This is a genomic window from Virgibacillus salarius (assembly GCF_039521925.1).
In the GTDB taxonomy this organism is placed as follows: Bacteria; Bacillota; Bacilli; order Bacillales; family Amphibacillaceae; genus Virgibacillus; species Virgibacillus salarius.
Map to the genome: position 1 here is coordinate 15,256 of NZ_BAAACY010000167.1, position 17,636 is coordinate 32,891.

A 17,636-nucleotide genomic window follows, 5' to 3' on the forward strand; every position below is an offset into this window, starting at 1 on the left:
TTTGTTTCATCGAACAATAAATGACGAGGAATATACTATAACCTTTCAAGAGATGGAAGAAATCCAAGGGATATATGTTTTGCTTGTTCCTACTGCTTCATACATGGGGCCAGTTCATGAAATGGCTTATTTTACCTTTTTTATTATTGTTGTAAGCAGTATCATTACTATCCTTTTCATCATTTTATTTGTTCGTAGTGTAATAAAGCCTTTAATGGTATTGAGAAAGACAATGGAAGCTGTAAGAAAAGGCAATCTGCAGCAGGCTCCAGCTATACAAACAACATTACCAGAGTTTATATCCCTCCATAAAAGTTATGAAACAATGATTACTCATATGCGTACCATGCTTCATGAAATACAAGATACAACGGTAGACCTTAAGAAAGCTGGTGGAGAGCTACAAGTTTCTTCAGAATTGACGTTACATTCTGGAGAACAATTAAAGGAAGCGATTCATGTGGTAAAGCAAGGTGCTGAACAGACCGCATCGAGCTCAGAGCAAAGTGTCAAGACCTTTAAGGTGATGAAGGATGATTTGGAACGAACGATTTTGACGATGAAGGGTATTTTTATTAGCTCCGATACGATGAATCAGTCTGCGCAAACGGGTGAAGTGCAAATGGAGAAGCTAATTCAAACCATTAGCACTTTCGAAAGCGATTTTGCTCACCTTACGGAAAAAATAAATAGCGTAAAAGCAAATTCACATTCCATAGCTAATCTTGTTAATATGATACAAGCAATTGCAGAACAGACAAAGCTGTTGTCGTTAAATGCGGCAATTGAAGCAGCAAGAGCAGGTGAAACTGGCAAAGGATTTGCAGTTGTAGCTAATGAAGTGCGCAAGCTAGCGGAGCAATCTTCACAAGCCGCTATTGAAATCACTAATTCTATTTCTAGCATGGAGTTAAACACAGCAGATGCCTCTGAAGCATTTGAGCAGATGTTAACGAAAACAAACAAGACATTAATGATGTCTAACGTTTCTAAGGATGCTTTTGATGCATTGCTAAAGGAAATTACGAATGTAAGTCATCAACTTAGAGGAATACAAATAGAATTACAGCGAATTGGAGATATACTCCCTAATATAGAACAAACGGCCATTCAATATTCTTCCGTATCGAGGGAAAATTTAGAGAGTGCAGAACAGATGCTGATAAGTAGTGATGAACAAGTCATTCAACTGAAAAACAATTATCAAATTGGACGCAAGCTTACAGACATATCGGATTCGCTCTCGCATCATTCGCAGCGCTTCCATGTAGAATGATGAAGTAACATGAGCTTATAAGGCTATAAAAAAGATTGAGAGATAATTGATAAAAGACGAACAATAATTAATTTAGGTTAATTATTGTTCGTCTTTTGATAGTTTAGAAAGTTACTCTTGCGGTACTCATAGTAACAGTCAGTAGGGGATAAACAAACCCCCCAACCGATTGAGCTTTCACTTTATAAATATGAAGGGGGAGGTTATATAATTGGTTTACGCAAATCGTCTAACCAAATCTTCCAGAGATATAATCTTCCGTGCGGTTATCTGCTGGATTCGTAAAAATCGTATTGGTATCATCGAATTCAACGACTTCACCGTTAAGGAAAAAGGCAGTACGATCAGATATTCTTGCGGCCTGCTGCATATTGTGTGTAACAATGATGATTGAATAATCCTTTTTCAATTCTTGGATTAATTCTTCCACTCTCAATGTTGATTTTGGATCTAATGCAGATGTTGGTTCATCCATTAAAATGACATCTGGTTCAATCGCTAAACAGCGCGCAATGCAGATCCGCTGTTGCTGTCCTCCGGAAAGCCCGTAGGCATTTTCTTTTAAACGATCCTTTACTTCATCCCAGATAGAAGCACCTCGTAAGCTCTTTTCCACGATTTCATCGAGTACTTTTTTATTGCGAATACCATGAATTTTAGGACCGTATGCGATATTATCATAGATTGATTTTGGAAATGGGTTCGGTTTTTGAAAAACCATTCCTACTCTTGTTCTCAAATCTTCCACTTTAAAAGATTTATCCAATATACTTTTTCCATTATAGGTAATTGTTCCCGAGGTACGAACGCTAGGAACAAGCTCAACCATACGATTTAATGTTTTTAGATACGTTGACTTACCACATCCAGAAGGGCCAATGATGGCAGTGACTTCTTTTTCGTAGATGGATAGGTTAATATCTTTTAAAGCATGCGTTTCTCCATACCATAGATTTAAATCGTTCGTGTCATAAACAATGTTTTTCTGGGGCATTTGTACAGTATTTTCTGAGAATGCAAGTGGTTCTTTCATTTTTGGTTTTGTTAAGGTGCTCATTCTGTTCACTCCTTATCAATATCGTTTTTGAAACTTATTGCGGATAAAAATTGCCGCTGCATTTAGTAAAAATAGTAATACTAACAAAACAATGATGGTAGCCGCAGCTAAATTCGCATACTCTTCCACTAGGGATGAATCCAACGTCCAATAGTAAATCTGCATAGGGAGGACAGTGAATTTGTCCATAATACCACCTGGAAATGGGATTAATAGAGCTGGAATCCCAATAACAACAAGGGGTGCGGTCTCGCCAATAGCCCTAGAAAGCGATAAGATAGAACCTGTAAGTATACCAGGTAATGCTGCTGGTAAGATAATATTCTTTACGGTTTGCCATTTGGTTGCTCCCATCCCATAGGATGCTTCACTAAGATGCTGAGGTACGGCACGTATAGATTCTTGCGCAGCAACAATAATGATAGGAAGTACAAGTAATGACATGGTGAGTCCGCCAGCTAAAACAATGTTTCCAAAGTCGAGCGCACGGACAAATAATGTCATACCGAGAATTCCATATACAATCGAAGGTACACCAGCTAAGTTTGCTATATTTGTTTGAATAAAGGATTGAAAACGTCCTTTGCTTGCATATAATTCAAGATAGATGGCAGTACCTACTCCCAGGAACAATGTGACAGGAATAACAACGACCATGAGCCAGAAGGTTCCTAATATTGCCCCCATAATCCCTGCTCTATCCGGAGAAGTTGATAGCTTTCCTGTTAAAAAATCCATGTTAATCCAGCTAGCACCTTGTAGTAAGACGCGGATAATTAAGATTGCTAGAACGACTAAGCCAAATAACGTTGCTGCAAAGAATAATGATTTTAATAGATTGTTTTTTAGTAAACGCGTATTCATCTTTTTCTGTACTTGTTCGATGTTGACATATTTCATGATTAATATTCCTCCCTAAATTTACGAGAGACATATCTAGCAAGTAAATTCATGATAAGTGTGAAGACAAATAGTGTCATAGCAACTGCATATAGGCTATAGTAAATGGTCGATCCAGCAGGTGCATCCCCACCTGATACTTCCACAATGTAAGCAGTCATTGTTTGCATGGATTGGGTTATATCAAAGGTGAAGTTCTTCGAGCTTCCACTTGCAATGGTTACAATCATTGTTTCGCCGATTGCTCGAGATATTCCTAAAACAAAGGATGCGATAATTCCTGAAAGCGCAGCGGGAATAACGACTCGAAATGTAACCTCTAGCTTTGTTGCACCTAATGCGAGAGCTCCTTCGCGCATAGAATTGGGAACAGAAGTCATAGCATCTTCCGATAAAGAAGCTATCATGGGGATGATCATTACTCCCATCACTAATCCAGGGCTTAAAATATTAGTTGCTTCTACACTTGGAAATATTTCTCTTATTAGTGGTGTTACGAACGTAAAAGCAAAGAATCCATACACAATAGTAGGAATCCCTGCAAGGATTTCTAAAAGTGGTTTTAACGTTCTTCTGACCCTTTCAGAAGCATATTCACTTAAGAAAACGGCTGTCATAATTCCAATCGGCCCTGCGACTAACATAGCAATGAAAGATGAAATAATAGTTCCATTGATAAGGGGAAGTACCCCGAACTCCGGATTTTGACTAAGCGGTTTTAAGACAGTCCCTGTAAAGAAATCAGCTATCGGTACACGTTTAAAGAATTCTATCGTTTCTGTTAATAGTGTAAAGACAATACCAATTGTAGTAAGAATAGAAATAGCGGCTATGGAAAAGAGGAGTACTGGGATCATCTTCTCTGTTACCTTACGCATGTTTTGTCCATTTTTATTTTTGGCAATCATGTCTCTAACTTTTGTTTTTTCGTGATTGTATATCTCGTTGTTCGATGCCATTATTGGTGCCCTCCTTCCAGAGCGTTAAGTCACAAGAAATGAGAGCATAGCAGCTCTCATCTCTCATATCATGTGGAGTTAATTAGATTAGGTGCTTACTAGCGTTACGAGCACATCTTAAGATGAGAAAGACCGAAACCATTAGTACAGAGCACTAATGGTTTGTCCTGTTATTTAAGAGCTTCTAAATCACTGATTAAGCTCTCTGCTTCTTCATCTGGGATTGGAGCAAAACCAGTTTCACCAGCAAATTTATTTATGTTGTTCATAACGAATAGCGCGTAATCAAGTACTTGGGGCTTCTCTTTAGCGTGACCAACATTCAAATATGTGAATACTGGGCGAGTGAACCCTGCATAATCTCCATCCTCAGCAATGGTGTCTAAAGAAGGTTCAACCGGTCCGTTACCAAAATCTACGTTAACTGCTTGCAGCTTATCTTTGTTACTATCATAATAGCCGAAGCCAAAGAACCCAATAGCGTTTTTATCTTCTGAAACTAACGTAACAAGTGTTGAATAATCTTGTTGCAAATTAATATCACTTACTAGATCTTTTTCCTCTAAAATGTTTTCATAGAAAAATTCATACGTTCCATGATTTTCGTTTGGTCCATAGGTTTGAATTTTTTCATTTGGCCAATCTGAATTAATATCTGACCAGTTTGTATATTCTCCAAGGAAAATGCCTGTGATTTGGTCTTCCGTTAATTCTTTAGCCCAATCATTATCTGGATGAGTAACGATTGTTAATCCGTCTAAGGCTACTTTTAATTCTTTAATTTCCAGCCCAAGCTCATCGGCTTTTGCTTGTTCTTCTTCTTTAATCACACGAGAAGCATCGTTAAAGTCTGTTCCGTCTTCTACAAGGAATTTTTCAAATCCAGCACTAGTTCCTGCGCGACTTACTTCTACAGATACATTTGGTTGTTCATTAACCATATATTCTTCAGCTAATCTTGACATTAAAGGATAGACTGTTCCAGATCCATCAATGACAACACTACCCTCTAGCTCTTCAGATCCGCCTTCACCTTCAGCATTTGCGTTTTCAGATGAGTCATTTTCTTTCTCTGAACTATCTCCTTCTGAATCCGACCCGCATGCTGCGATAACAACGGCAAGTGCGGCGATAAGAAAGAACATAAGGTACTTCTTGAACTTCATTAAAATTGCCTCCCCTGTTTAGCGTATATATTATTATCAAGGAGGGTTGCCCCTCTCATTTGCTAGTATAGTAGGCGATTATTAAGCTAGTATGTTATCAATGTAAATGTTTTGTAAATTAATAGAAAAATGGTCCTTTTATAACTTGCAAGAGAGAAAAATACACTATCGTAACAGGTAAATATTAGGAGGTTTTTGGCAGGTGAGAATAGGAAGCTTATCTATTTTAAGCATTCACTTTATAGGAAATGTAGTTTAATGATAAACGGCGTTCTGCTAAGATGGAGGAAATGATAGGTAAGGTTGAAAATTTAATGATGGGAGAAGTAATACACATGCGTACTTACCAAGCTATTTATGATACGTTATTTTCTCACTATGGTCCACAAGGCTGGTGGCCGGCAGATTCTGCAATGGAAATGATGCTTGGAGCCATTCTAGTACAACATACTAACTGGAATAATGTCGAAAAGGCAATGAAAAATGTAAAAGTATATCGATCTCCAGAGGAGCTATATGAATTGTCGCTTGACGAATTAGCCACACTTATTCGTCCTAGTGGGTTTTTTAACACGAAAGCAAAGCGTATAAAATCATTTCTTATGTGGTTTAGACAGTATGATTATGACGTAAGGAAGCTTCGCTATTTAAAAAGACTAGAGTTACGGGAGCAGTTGCTGCAAATTCATGGTATAGGGAAAGAGACAGCAGATGTAATCCTTTTGTATGCTTTTGGTAAACCTATATTCGTAGTTGATGCTTATGCAAGGCGACTTTTTAAAAGACTTGGTTTTAATATGCCTGATACCTATGATGCGTTTCGTTCTGATGTGGAAAGGGAGCTTCCAGAAAGCGTGGAAATATATAATGAATATCATGCACTAATTGTGATGCATGCAAAAGTACATTGTAAAGCAACCCCGATTTGTACGGATTGTCCTTTGTGGGAGTACTGTGAACGTCAAATATCCTAAATGAAGCGGATGTATTCCATATTATGGCCACATATACTAAGGAATAGTAGTGTAACTAACTGATACAGCAACTTCTAAGTAATATAACTTCTATACGAAACAGTACTTTTGCTTCGGTTAAGATTGTCTGAAATAATGGAGCCAGAACACTCACATTAGGAAGGAGTTCGATCATATGCATGTATTTTTAGTAGGAGCGAATGGCCAAATTGGGAAACATATTTTACAACAATTAACGACTAGTAAAGAACATACGGTAAAAGCGATGGTAAGAAAGCAGGAACAAGCAACAGCGCTAGAAAGTAAAGGAATCGACGTAGTTATAGCAGATCTAGAAGGCAGTGTTGATGAATTAGCAGCAGCAATGAAAGGGACAGATGCAATTATTTTTACAGCAGGATCTGGAGGAAGCACAGGCCTAGACAAGACGTTACTCATTGATTTAGATGGAGCGGTAAAAACGATGGAAGCTGCTGAGCAGGTAGGCATCGATAGATATATTATTGTTAGTGCTCATCAAGCTCATCATCGGGAAAATTGGAATGAGCAGATTAGGCCTTATTATGTAGCGAAGCATTATGCTGATCGAATGCTAAAAACTACGAGGCTGAACTATACCATTGTTCGGCCTGGCGGGTTGTTAAATGATCCAGGTACTGGTAAAGTGTCAGCAGCTGAGAATTTAACAAGAGGATTTATACCAAGGGAGGATGTAGCCTCAACTGTCATAGCAACTCTTAATGAAAAGAATACATTCTGTAAATCCTTTGATTTAGTATCCGGGGACAGCGAAATAACGAAAGCATTGACCAGTTTATAAAATATAGCGGACGAGACAAATGAAATATAGATAAAGCAATTCCGGACTATTATGCGAGTAACGAAGTGATATTCGGATGGTAGTTCGGATCTTTTTGAAATAATAATCCTTCTGATTAAAACAACAATGACTACAACCTGTTCATCCATATTACAGAAAAATTAAGGGGGGTTCTGCGGAGATAGCAGTTAGCGATTTAGATAGGTGAATTGTCCATTTTAAAATACCTCTATACAAAATTTTGGCATCAATGTATTATCTAATAGGATGAGACGTATTTTTCGCTGTAAACTCCGTATCAGCTATCATATTTTATCATACCGTTGGTCCCAGATTCCATTTATCGAACTCCCCAATCTTAGGGGGTCCCTCGCCGGTAGACACTCCCAAACGTGGAAGCTTAGAGGGGTTAAAAGGATCTTGATATAGTGAATGTCAGGTGTTAAAGGTGGCGGTATACCCATAACCATGATATGGATGCTCACAACTTGTATAGCCTCAGCAGAAAAAAGAGGTTTTAATTTGACTGGTTTTCACTCTAATTACCTTATGATAAAACTAGGTACTTCGTTAAAGTAATTGACTTAGAGAGAGTGCGTGATAGATTGATTTACAATATTGCTGTACTTATCGGCGTTTTTCTTTTTTTAACAATAAAGCAATTCACTTTCAATGATACAGTACAATGGTTAGGAAATATCGGAACCTCTATTTTTGCAATGTTACTGTATATTTATGCTCACTGGTATCAGAAAAAAAGCGAAAAATAATTACCCACCTTAAGGATTTAAAATTTATAAAAAATGAGACTGAGACAAAAAAATGAAGAAACAATTAAAAACGAGCGATGATTAGTTGAAATTAATTATCGTTCATTTTTTGATTAGAATAATTATTTTAGCACCAGAAATAAGCGAAACTCCGGTGGAAACAGCACGAGTCCGAAGATCCACATGGTAACGTGTTTTTCTTTACCAAGTTAGCTGAGGCCGTGCGTGGAAAGTGCGTATAGTTTCACAGTGCGGCGATGATACTAGCCATTGATAACATGATCATTCGTATTTTGAGTAAAGAAGTTGTGTTTTGTCCCAGCCTTCTTTGCTCTTTCCTTATTGTAAATGTTGATAGTTCGTTGACACTCCCCCTATTAGAAGGGGGTTTTTAATTCGCCAACATAAATTTATTTCCACTCCAAATCTATATCTTTTTAATAAACGTAAAATACATCTTGTGCATGACGATCAGTTAAATTAATACTCTTTGTATCAAGGGTTTACACAGGAATTAATACTATAAAACATATTTTCTATAAAAATATTATAGTTACCTATTGAATATATATTCATATTAATGCATAATAATTCAATAAGAACTTAATGAACAGGAGTGGTGAGAATGACCAAGGATAAAATCGTATTAGCTTATTCTGGCGGACTAGATACATCTGTAGCGATAAAATGGCTTCAGGATAAATATAATTATGATGTAATAGCAGTAGCCCTTGATGTAGGTGAAGGAAAAGACCTTGAATTTGTGAAAAATAAAGCATTACAAGTAGGGGCAATTAAGTCGTATGTCATCGATGCTAAAGCATTGTTTGCAAATGAATTTGTGTTACCTGCGCTACAAGCTAATTTATTATATGAAGGAAAGTATCCTTTAATATCAGCGCTTTCACGTCCATTGATTGCCAAAATATTGGTGAATATTGCTAAAGAAGAAGGTGCAGTAGCAGTAGCACATGGCTGTACTGGTAAAGGAAATGATCAAGTACGGTTTGATGTTGCGTTTACTGCTTTACAGCCAGATTTAAAAATTGTTGCACCTGTACGTGAATGGGCAATGTCGAGAGAAGAAGAGATTGAATATGCAAAAAAACATAATATTCCTATTCCGATTGATCTAGATAATCCGTTTAGCATCGATCAAAATTTGTGGGGACGTAGTAACGAATGTGGAATATTAGAAGATCCGTGGGCTGAAGCACCAGAAGAAGCATTTGACTTAACTACAAATCCAGTGGAGGCGCCAAATGATCCGGAAATTGTGCAAATTACATTTGAACAAGGTAAGCCTGTTTCCTTAGATGGCAATTCTATGCCATTAGAAGAACTTATCGTTACATTAAATCGTGTTGCTGGAAAGCATGGTGTCGGAAGAATTGACCATGTGGAAAATCGTTTAGTTGGAATTAAATCACGAGAAATTTACGAAGCTCCGGGGGCACTTACGTTAATTGCTGCCCATCAAGAATTAGAAGCACTAACCTTGCCTAGAGAGGTAGCTCAATTTAAACCGTTAATGGAGCAAAAGCTGGCGCAAACGGTTTATGACGGCCTTTGGTATTCTCCACTTACGGATGCACTGAAAGCTTTTATTGAAGAAACACAAAACGATGTATCTGGTACAGTTAAAGTTAAATTATATAAAGGTCATGCACAAGTAGTTGGTCGTGAATCACAACAGTCGTTGTATGACTTTGATTTAGCTACGTACAATGCACAGGACGCCTTTGATCATGAAGCTGCCTTAGGATTTATTAAGCTTTGGGGACTGCCTACAAAAGTACACGCAACTGTAAATCACGCACATAAAGCTGTTGATCAGTCTGTGAAAGACGCCGTATTAGATGTGAAGGAAGCTGTCAAGCCATGAAGCTATGGGGAGGGCGTTTTACTAAGCCGACGAGTCAATTAGTAGATGAGTATACAGCCTCCATTTATTTTGATAAGAAATTAGCAGCCTATGATATTGAGGGAAGCCTAGCACATGTGGCTATGCTAGGTAAATGTAAGATTATAACGACAGAAGAGGCTAAAACCATAGCAGAGGGTCTTAACATTGTTGCTAGTAAAATAGAAAGTGGAGAAGCACGATTAAGTGAAGAACATGAAGATATTCATATGAACGTAGAAAAGCTACTGATTGAAGAAGTTGGTCCCGTTGGTGGAAAGCTTCATACAGGGAGAAGTAGAAATGATCAAGTAGCCCTTGATATGCGTTTATATTTACGTGATGCTTTGGTGGAGTTAATCGATTTACTAGTCCATGTACAGATCGCATTACTAAAACAAGCGAAAGCAAATATGGATACCATTTTACCAGGCTATACACATCTTCAAAGAGCTCAGCCAGTATTATTTTCCCATCATTTACTGGCATATGCTTGGATGTTCCAACGAGATATCGATCGATTAACGGATAGCTGGAAGCGTGTGAATCAATCGCCGCTCGGTGCTGGTGCGCTAGCGGGGACGACGTTTCCAATCGATCGAGGATTCGTAGCTGAACAACTTGCCTTTGAAGGTGTTTGTGAAAATAGCTTAGACGCAGTTAGTGATCGAGATTTTGTTATTGAATTCTTAAGTGATGCATCAATGATTTCCATGCATCTGTCAAGACTCTGTGAAGAGCTTGTTCAATGGTCTAGTCAAGAATTTCATTTTATTGAGCTCGATGATGAATTTTCTACTGGTAGTAGTATGATGCCACAAAAGAAAAATCCTGATGTGGCAGAATTAGTAAGAGGTAAAACTGGTCGAGTATACGGTCATCTTATGGGAATGCTGACAACATTAAAGGGATTGCCGCTAGCATATAATAAAGACATGCAAGAAGACAAAGAAGGTATGTTTGATACTGTCGCGACGTTAAGAGGAGCGCTATCTTTATTTGCGCCGATGATTGAAACGATGAAAGTAAACAAAGATGTTATGTACAATGCGGTACAAAGAGATTATTCTAATGCAACAGATTTTGCTGATTATCTAGTTGGAAAAGGGATACCTTTCAGAGAATCGCATGCGATAACAGGTGAAACAGTGCTATATTGTATCAAAGAAAATAAATATTTAACAGAGCTAACGTTGGATGAATTTCAGTCTTTCTCTAAAAAGGTTGAAGCTGATATTTATCATTTTCTATCACCAGAAGCCGTTGTACAAGCACGTAATGTTCTGGGAGGAACAGCTAAAAATCAAGTAAACAATCAGCTTGAGAGCATCACACAAGCCATTAACATGAATAAGCAATGGCTTGAAGTTAAAAATGAACGATTGGCCAACCGTACAGACCAAGCGTCATCTTATTAATAGCTAACTTCTACAACCGGGTATGGTGAACCCGGTTGTTTTTCTGTGCAATAGGGCGGGAAGATAGGATTCCACATATAACTGGAAATAACACCACCTCTTCTAGGAATAAAGAGAAACCAATATTGGTAAATAGGGGATAAACACCCTCCCACTTATTGAAGTTTCACTTATCAATTTACAACGTAGTTTGTATAACTGCTATAATGGTATATGTCATTTGAAAAATAGCTGGTGAAACACAGCGATGATTCAATGGATTTACGAGCAAGTCTTTTTCGTTTTGTCTCGCGGTGTTTTAATGATAAGCTATTTATTTCAATTGGTACATCTTAGAGTAGGAAGTGACCATCTTGAAGAAGTTAGGTAAAATGATCCTCCATATTTGCTTATTATATATCATATTTTTGTTTGGCAATTGGATACAAAACACATTGCATTTATTTATTCCTGGTAGTGTAATAGGTATGTTGATCTTATTTCTATTATTAATAACCAACGTTTTTCGTATTTCCTGGGTTGATGAAGGTGCTAATTATATTATTAATAATCTAGCATTCTTTTTTATTCCAGTTACAGTTGGTGTTATCAATTATTTTCACTTATTTTCTGGAAAAGGTTTTTTCCTGATTATTATCGTATTAATAAGCACGATTTTTGTTATGGGTGGATCAGGTGTTGTAAGTCAGTGGTTAATTCGCAGAAAGGAATGTCAGCATGAATGAAATCATCTTAGCAACAGTGGCAATTATCGGAACGTTTTTCATCTATCAACTTGCAGTTCGTATTCATCATACGTGGAATTACCCTTTAACGGCGCCAGTTTTAATTGCGACGACAATAATCATTATTATACTAGCTATGTTTCATATTCCTTATGAAACATATATGATTGGTGGAAAGTGGATTAATGAGCTGTTAGGTCCGGCAGTTGTTGCGCTTGCTTATCCATTATATCAACATAGAGAAACTTTAAAAAAAGTAACCATACCAATCTTAGTAGGGACATTGTTTGGGGCAATCTTAGGTATTTCAACAGGCGTATTATTAGCTAAGTGGGCGGGGTTTGAATCAAGCATTATCTATTCGTTAACGCCAAAGTCTGTAACAACCCCAGTAGCGATGGCTGTTACAGATACTCTGGGTGGTGTTATGTCGTTATCAGCAGTATTTGTTATGATAGCAGGAATCGGTGGTGTATTGATGCATACTTTTGTTCTTAGATTGTTTCGATTGGATCATTATTTAGGGCGTGGTGTTGGAATGGGGAGTGCATCTCACGCAATTGGAACAGCGACATCTATGGAAAAAAGTCAGCTAGAAGGGGCGATTAGCACGATTGCTATGGTTGTAAGTGCAGTTGTTGTTTCCATCATTACCCCTGGTTTGGTTCATCTAATGCTATAAATGTGACGTTGACTGTCCAGTGAATAATAAAACCGAGGCAATTCAGAGTGATCAGCCTCGGTTTTTACGTATTAATGGCGCTTATTTAACCAAAGAACCCCTGATTTAGCTAATCGTGGTAAAAGCCCAGTCATTGGCTTTTGCATCATGTTTCCGAACCCATCCGATTTGCCGAGTGAGCCAAGTGTACCTTTTAATTTAATTTCCTTTGGTTTTTTTGGCTCTTTATCACTGAGAACTGCTAAAAGCACCTCTGCGATTTTCTCTCCTTGCTGACCAGCTAGCTGTGCACTAGGTGAATATTCAGAGGAAGCGCAATCCCCTACTACATAAATATTTGTTCTTTCTGGTATTTGGAAGAAATCATTCACAACGATTTTCTCTTGCTCATCTTTAGCAAAGGGAAGTTCTCGAACTAAATAATGTGGTCTTACACCTGCAGTCCAGATGGTAACATCGTTTACAAAACAAACACCGTTATTGCAGACGCCATCTTTTTCTACATATTCTACATTGGAGTGGTGGAGTACATCTACATCGTTTCTAATGAACCATTCTGATACGTACTGCTGTATTTTTGCATCAAAAGCCTTTAAAACACTTGCACCACGATCTAATAAGCGAATATTTAAGTCAGGGCGGCTTTCTCTTATTTCTGAAGCCACTTCGATACCACTTAGTCCAGCACCAACGACTGAGACTTTCCCGTAAGCTTTCAAATTACAAACGGCAAGCCCTGTATTTCTTGCATTTTCAAAGGTTTGAACACTATGTGTGAACTCTTTAGCTCCTTGAATGCCGTGATAATTATCCTCACAACCTAAACCAATTACGAGATAGTCATAGGGAATGATTTCACTGGAATTAGAAAATAAAATTTCTTCCTTAACCGTATTAATTTCTTTAATCTCCCCGTAAAAATAACGTACACGTTGATCGTCAGGAAAGTGTAATCGAACATCTTTTTCTGCAGAAGTACCTGCTGCTATTGTATAGAACTCTGTTTTAATAGAATGGTAAGGATTTCGATCCACTAAGGTAATTTCTACTTCTTCTGGCAGCTGATAATCAAGCAGACCTAACAAGGCCTTCAGTCCACCGTACCCCCCGCCTAATATGACCAATCTTTTCATGCCACAAAACCCCATCTCTGAAAGTAATATCTGTATACTTATATTCTAGCGAAGATATAAAGCGATGTCACCATTTGATTGATTTCGACAAGCAATGGATCCGTTATCAACTACACTGTGTTGACTGAGGATGTAAAATTTATGCTTATACCATATATTTCAACATATGCTTGTATGCTATACTAGTCAAAAAAGGAGAGGACAACATGTCTATAGATGCAATACAAGATATTTACCCAGAGGACTATGCTTGGTGCTACGGCTGTGGAAGGCTGAATAAAGAAGGACTTCATTTTAAAACCATTTGGCAAGGTGATAAAACGATTACGGTGTATACACCTAGGCCAGAACATACAGCTATTCCTGGATTTGTATATGGAGGATTAATTGGATCTTTAATTGATTGCCACGGAACAGGCTCAGCGTCAATGGCTTTACATCGTAAAAATGGCCATGAAATTGGAGATGGGACAGAGCCACCCCGTTTTGTTACCGCATCTTTACATGTAGACTTTATGAAACCGACACCTCATGGTATACCTCTGAAGGCTATTGGAACTGTTGAAGAAATACATCCAAAGAAATTCAAAATACGCACGGAAGTGTTTGCTCATAACGACTGCTGTGCAAAGGGAGAAGTGATAGCTGCGGTAATGCCAGCAGCGTTTAAACAAAAATCAGAAGTTTAACCTGTACATAACCAGTAAGATACCCACTGATTGAAGTTTCACTTTGTAGATTAATGTGTTGTAATAAGTAGTATATTTGCTTTTTTTTCGCTTGTTCAAGGGATCCATTACCAAACCATGTGGAAAAAGGATTACATTCGTATGGAGGATAATGAGATTTTAATTTATCGCGGATTATGTTTACCAAGGAAACGGATTTCCTTCGAAGATATAAAGAGATTCAAAGAAGTAAGTACTTTGATTGAGCTACACTTAAAGGAAGATAAGCATGCACAGTTTAATATAGATTGGCTTTCTAATCATTCGGTCAAAGCTATAAAGGAAACACTTTGTAAAAAAATCCACGAGGAAATGGATGAAGTAAGGAAAAAGGAGCATTATCATGCAAAGACTCACTACTAGATCATTATTAGATGTAATTGGTGAACTTTTTTCCGATGAGATATCTATTGCCGTAACAACGACATCGGAATATATCTACTATCGCCCAAGTATACGAATTGATTTAAAAATTAGACCTGGAGATTCAATTAAGGAAGAAACACTTGCTAGCAAGGCTCTGGTAATGGAGCAGAAAGTGTCTGAATTCATACCCCGAAATGTATTTGGGATCCCGTATCATGGTATGGCAGTTCCCTTTTATGATGGAGCTCATTTAGGAGGATGTGTGCTTGCTATTTATCCAGCATTAACGGAGGGGAAATCAGTTATTACCGTAAAGACTTCAGACGGTTGGAAACCAATTCCTTTTGAGAAAGTCCAATATATCGAAGTGGAGGACAGGAGGACAAATGTTATTTCTCAAGAATTGAATGGTGTACATCGGCTTACGTTGCAGGATTTTGAATATATGCTACCAAGAGAATCGTTCATTCGTTGTCATCGATCATTTATAGTTAATGTGAATCAAATTGAGCATATTTATCCAGATACGCATTCGACATTTATGCTAGCTATGAGAAATGGAGACCAAATACCTGTTAGCCAATCCTATTCCAGTTATTTTCGGAAGCTATTAGGATTTTGAATACAAATACTGTTTTAAAAGTATCTGGTACTGGTCTAAGCAATATACTTCTATTCCAGACATATTTCCACAAAAAAGAAAGCGCTTCATATAGAATAGTCCTTAAACTCTAATAAGAAAGAAGGGGTTTGGGATGAGATGTGAACATGATAGAATAGAGGATGTTCGACTGCATGATCGCGTTGTAACTGCAGAAGAAGCAGCATCGTGGATAAAGGATGGAATGACACTTGGATTAAGCGGCTTTACCCGGGCAGGGGATGTAAAAGCTGTACCAACAGCGTTAGTAAAGCGAGTCGAAAATGGGGAGCGCCTAAAGGTGAATGTTTTTACAGGTGCTTCTTTGGGGTCAGACGTTGATAAGATGTTTGCGGAAGCAGGCTTGGTTAATAAACGCTTACCTTTTCAAGCAGATCCATTCATGCGGAGGAAAATAAATCAAGGAGAGCATCTATTCGTTGACCATCATCTTTCGCATACCGCTGAATTACTACGGGGAAATGTAATAGAAAAAGTTGATTATGCTATTTTGGAAGCGATTTCCATCACGGCTGAAGGGTTAATTATACCAACTACTTCAATTGGTAACTCCCTTTCATTTGCAGAGAGCGCAAAGGCAGTTATTATTGAGATCAATTTAGCTCAATCTCTATTGTTAAAAGGGCTGCATGACCTATACAGCCCGGATAAGCAAGGAAAGCGCAAACCTATTCCTTTAACTGAGGTGCATGATCGAATTGGTACAATCGGTATTCCGATTGATGTGGAGAAAGTTAAAGGAATCGTTTTTACAAACCAAACGGATTCTCCCTCTACGATTGTACAGCCAGATAAAGAAACAAAGGTTATGGCCGATCATTTGCTGCACTTTTTTCGTGAGGAGGTTGCGGCAGGGAGATTAACTAAAAACCTTGCTCCACTTCAATCTGGTATTGGCTCAGTTGCAAATGCTGTTTTACATGGAATGGTTAATTCAGAATTTGAAAATCTAGAGATTTACTCGGAAGTATTACAGGACGCTGTATTTGATTTAATGGATGCAAATAAGGTGCGGATGGCATCTTGCTGTTCGATTACGCTTTCTGAGGCTAGAATGCAAGAGGTCTTTAACAACTTCGAGCGATATCGAAATAAATTAATTATGCGTCCACAGGAAATATCCAATCATCCAGAAATTATTCGTAGACTTGGACTCTTATCCATTAACACAGCGTTAGAATTTGATATCTATGGGAATGTCAATTCAACTCATGTGGCGGGCACGAAGATGATGAATGGGATAGGGGGATCTGGTGATTTTGCCCGAAATGCTAGGGTCGCCATCTTTGTTACAAAATCTATTGCTAAGAATGGTACTATTTCAAGTGTTGTACCCTTTGCTTCGCATATCGATCATACAGAGCATGATGTAGATATATTAGTTACGGAGCAAGGCTATGCAGATTTACGAGGGCTTGCTCCAAGGGAAAGAGCTCCACTGATTATTGAAAATTGTGCACATCCTATGTATCGGAAGCAATTATGGAATTACTATAAGGAAGCAATTAAAGGTGGTGGGCAGACACCTCATAATTTGGAAAAGGCAATGAGCTGGCATGTTAGTTACACGAAACAGGGGACAATGCAGGAACTAATTGGGCAGGATTAGTTTCTAGATGGTTCGATTAGATAAAGGGGATCTATATAATGAGGAAGCTACATTTCTGTAAAAAGAGATGTAGCTTTTTCATAGTCTAGGAAATGATTAAATTAGTCCATATGGTTAAATAGGGTATGAGCCGCGTTTAGCGCAAGCACACCGTGATTCCTTTATCACCGTTGACTCGCTCCATTCGCTATGTTTCTAATCGGACGCTTGCGCTTTTGTTAGGAAGAAGCTGATTGCTACCTTCTGCGGACGGTGCCTGTGAGACCCCTCGTGGCTTCACTCTTGTGAAGTCACACCCGCACACACTTTTAAGGCAGGAGTCGTCGACTTTCGTTTCCAACTATGGAAGGGTTATGAAACATGCAGGGTAGGTTCACCTTACATGCAACCGACGGCAAAAATCCCATAATTTCAGGTTTGTTTTTTTAAAAGTTAAGAAAGTATAAAATCAGTGCAATGACTGCGTTAAGCCAAGTAGTTATTTTGAAA

The 17,636-nt window shown here is 38.1% G+C and carries 15 protein-coding genes; 10 read left to right on the forward strand and 5 right to left on the reverse strand.

Annotated elements, in window-relative coordinates; genetic code table 11:
• The first annotated feature begins 1 nt into the window (after nt 1).
• The gene (locus ABDZ84_RS19930; protein WP_281949946.1) at nt 2–1,276 is read left to right on the forward strand and encodes a methyl-accepting chemotaxis protein; all 1,275 of its coding nucleotides are present in this window, start codon (nt 2–4) and stop codon (nt 1,274–1,276) included.
• 229 nt (nt 1,277–1,505) lie between these two features.
• Here the strand turns inward: ABDZ84_RS19930 and pstB are convergent, their stop codons facing one another.
• The 4 genes from pstB to ABDZ84_RS19950 all read right to left on the reverse strand — a co-directional run bounded on the left by pstB (nt 1,506) and on the right by ABDZ84_RS19950 (nt 5,358).
• The gene (gene pstB / locus ABDZ84_RS19935; RefSeq protein WP_240455840.1) at nt 1,506–2,309 is read right to left on the reverse strand and encodes a phosphate ABC transporter ATP-binding protein PstB; all 804 of its coding nucleotides are present in this window, start codon (nt 2,307–2,309) and stop codon (nt 1,506–1,508) included.
• 39 nt (nt 2,310–2,348) lie between these two features.
• A complete protein-coding gene (pstA, locus tag ABDZ84_RS19940) occupies nt 2,349–3,233 on the reverse strand; it encodes a phosphate ABC transporter permease PstA (protein ID WP_026680437.1) in 885 nt (294 codons plus the stop codon).
• A gap of 2 nt (nt 3,234–3,235) precedes the next feature.
• Nucleotides 3,236–4,192: a phosphate ABC transporter permease subunit PstC gene (gene pstC, locus ABDZ84_RS19945; protein WP_026680438.1), complete on the reverse strand. Its 957-nt coding sequence runs from the start codon at nt 4,190–4,192 to the stop codon at nt 3,236–3,238.
• Between the two features lie 170 nt (nt 4,193–4,362).
• Nucleotides 4,363–5,358 carry a PstS family phosphate ABC transporter substrate-binding protein gene (locus tag ABDZ84_RS19950; RefSeq protein ID WP_343782765.1) on the reverse strand — a complete coding sequence of 332 codons (996 nt, stop codon included), beginning with the start codon at nt 5,356–5,358 and terminating at the stop codon, nt 4,363–4,365.
• Between the two features lie 335 nt (nt 5,359–5,693).
• On the opposite strand from ABDZ84_RS19950, the gene ABDZ84_RS19955 reads away from it, so the two are divergent.
• The 6 genes from ABDZ84_RS19955 to ABDZ84_RS19980 all read left to right on the forward strand — a co-directional run bounded on the left by ABDZ84_RS19955 (nt 5,694) and on the right by ABDZ84_RS19980 (nt 12,650).
• A complete protein-coding gene (locus tag ABDZ84_RS19955) occupies nt 5,694–6,332 on the forward strand; it encodes an endonuclease III domain-containing protein (RefSeq protein ID WP_026680440.1) in 639 nt (212 codons plus the stop codon).
• A gap of 175 nt (nt 6,333–6,507) precedes the next feature.
• A complete protein-coding gene (locus ABDZ84_RS19960; protein ID WP_166529933.1) occupies nt 6,508–7,152 on the forward strand; it encodes an SDR family oxidoreductase in 645 nt (214 codons plus the stop codon).
• Between the two features lie 1,395 nt (nt 7,153–8,547).
• Entirely contained in the window at nt 8,548–9,807 is a 1,260-nt protein-coding gene (locus ABDZ84_RS19965; protein ID WP_121604048.1) for an argininosuccinate synthase, read from the forward strand.
• Nucleotides 9,804–11,243, forward strand: a complete 1,440-nt coding sequence (gene argH / locus ABDZ84_RS19970) for an argininosuccinate lyase (protein ID WP_343782768.1) — start codon at nt 9,804–9,806, stop codon at nt 11,241–11,243. Before ABDZ84_RS19965 ends, argH begins: the two co-directional genes overlap by 4 nt.
• A gap of 344 nt (nt 11,244–11,587) precedes the next feature.
• On the forward strand, nt 11,588–11,968 hold the full coding sequence (locus tag ABDZ84_RS19975) for a CidA/LrgA family protein (RefSeq protein ID WP_228089017.1): 381 nt from the start codon (nt 11,588–11,590) through the stop codon (nt 11,966–11,968).
• Nucleotides 11,961–12,650, forward strand: coding sequence for an LrgB family protein (locus tag ABDZ84_RS19980; RefSeq protein WP_026680445.1), 690 nt, complete (start codon nt 11,961–11,963; stop codon nt 12,648–12,650). The genes ABDZ84_RS19975 and ABDZ84_RS19980 overlap by 8 nt, the downstream gene beginning before the upstream one ends.
• Before the next feature lie 71 nt (nt 12,651–12,721).
• Here ABDZ84_RS19980 and ABDZ84_RS19985 read toward each other — a convergent pair whose 3' ends face one another.
• Nucleotides 12,722–13,783 carry an NAD(P)/FAD-dependent oxidoreductase gene (locus ABDZ84_RS19985; protein WP_121604046.1) on the reverse strand — a complete coding sequence of 354 codons (1,062 nt, stop codon included), beginning with the start codon at nt 13,781–13,783 and terminating at the stop codon, nt 12,722–12,724.
• A gap of 206 nt (nt 13,784–13,989) precedes the next feature.
• Here ABDZ84_RS19985 and ABDZ84_RS19990 point away from each other — a divergent pair, with 206 nt between their 5' ends.
• From ABDZ84_RS19990 to scpC, 3 genes are all read left to right on the forward strand, one after another.
• Complete coding sequence (locus ABDZ84_RS19990; RefSeq protein WP_026680447.1) at nt 13,990–14,472, forward strand: PaaI family thioesterase; 483 nt, start codon at nt 13,990–13,992, stop codon at nt 14,470–14,472.
• 382 nt (nt 14,473–14,854) lie between these two features.
• On the forward strand, nt 14,855–15,499 hold the full coding sequence (locus tag ABDZ84_RS19995; RefSeq protein WP_281949949.1) for a LytTR family DNA-binding domain-containing protein: 645 nt from the start codon (nt 14,855–14,857) through the stop codon (nt 15,497–15,499).
• 133 nt (nt 15,500–15,632) lie between these two features.
• The gene (scpC, locus tag ABDZ84_RS20000; protein ID WP_205389188.1) at nt 15,633–17,147 is read left to right on the forward strand and encodes a succinyl-CoA:acetate CoA-transferase ScpC; all 1,515 of its coding nucleotides are present in this window, start codon (nt 15,633–15,635) and stop codon (nt 17,145–17,147) included.
• The last annotated feature ends 489 nt before the right edge of the window (nt 17,148–17,636 follow it).